2 protein-coding genes are annotated in these 760 nt (G+C 39.7%); both read right to left on the reverse strand.

Annotated features, from left to right (window positions below; translation table 11 throughout):
* Positions 1–285, reverse strand: a 285-nt coding sequence (locus A3729_RS01665) for an HDOD domain-containing protein (RefSeq protein ID WP_156497575.1), incomplete at its 3' end; no start/stop codon positions are given.
* Between the two features lie 174 nt (positions 286–459).
* Entirely contained in the window at positions 460–576 is a 117-nt protein-coding gene (gene ccoM / locus A3729_RS34315; protein ID WP_304438928.1) for a cytochrome c oxidase subunit CcoM, read from the reverse strand.
* Between the last annotated feature and the right edge of the window lie 184 nt (positions 577–760).

Genomic DNA, 760 nt, shown 5'->3' on the forward strand with positions numbered 1-760 from the left:
GAGTACTTTGATCGACAAACAAATTGAGCGAATATTCTTGAAACCAATATTGATAACCGCACGACTGACCGTTGTCACTGCAATATTACTAGGGTTGAAAGTTACTGCGTTAGCAACACGTATGATATTGGCAGTCAGGCTTACATCCTTAAGAATAACTTCTGCCAATTGGGCCCCAGAAGACTCATCAGAAGCCGTAACTTGGTCTAGCTCCTTAATTAAGGTTGAGAGAACAGCCGCCTCGCTTTTCTCGAGGGTACGCATCCAACCATGTAAACCTTTCATTCAATATTCCTAATTTGAGTTTAATACTCAGTCTAGCAAGGGATTCAGAAAAGAGTAGTGTTTGGAAGTGAGAGGGTATTTGAAAAAGCGTCTATGACGAAGCTCTTGAATAAGAGCGGGGAAACACAAACCAGATCAAGAGAATTATGACCTGGTTTTTTCAAGTAAAGCGAACTAACTTTTTTTAGATTTCTGAGCGTCTTTATAAGCAAAATAGCCAAAGCCACCTAGAAACACAACAGTACCCGCAACAACCAATAAACCCGCAATGATGGTCTCATCTATATACATAATAAAATCTCCTCTAGTTAATAAAGAAAATTTATCATGCTCTAGTGATTCAGCACATGACACACATCAATCGCTTGGCAACTATCCCTCAGCTAAGCCAAAGTTCCCCGAACTAAGCAGCAGCTTTTGTCTGTTGGGTTTTATTTCTTTGAGCAATGATAAACAAAGGCTTAGAAAGACAAGC

Source organism: Oleiphilus sp. HI0043, assembly GCF_001634935.1.

Bases quoted from the DNA above. Each gene is read 5' to 3' on its own strand.
- ccoM (WP_304438928.1), bottom strand. From the start codon at position 576: ATGTATATAGATGAGACCATCATTGCGGGTTTATTGGTTGTTGCGGGT.